We start from the raw sequence: 269 nt of genomic DNA, 5'->3' as shown, positions 1-269 counted from the left end.
CGGGTTTTGTATAACCCTTACTTCCCAAGGCTGTTTGTTGAGTGCGCTGGGCGCAAGTATAGCACTCTTCATGATTGTATCCAGCTGGGCTCTGCTAACCTGCTGAGAAGTATATTTGCGGATAGATCTTCGTGTATTTATATTATCTATAATAGCATTTTTCTGTGTGCCGGTGTAATATTTCTTTTCCGATGTATTGGCATTATTGCATGATAAGGCTAAAAGTGCTATTCCAAATAAAAGTAATTGTTTCATGTCAGGATTTTTAA

1 protein-coding gene is annotated in these 269 nt (G+C 37.9%); it reads right to left on the bottom strand.

The features are described from left to right. Nucleotides 1-269 (bottom strand): nitroreductase family protein (locus SB717_RS36230; RefSeq protein WP_410907846.1); only part of this gene is annotated, 269 nt, incomplete at both ends.

It is taken from the genome of Priestia sp. SIMBA_032 (genome assembly GCF_046535215.1).
Taxonomy (GTDB): domain Bacteria; phylum Bacillota; class Bacilli; order Bacillales; family Bacillaceae_H; genus Priestia; species Priestia aryabhattai.
This window is presented reverse-complemented; position numbering and strand designations above follow the sequence as displayed.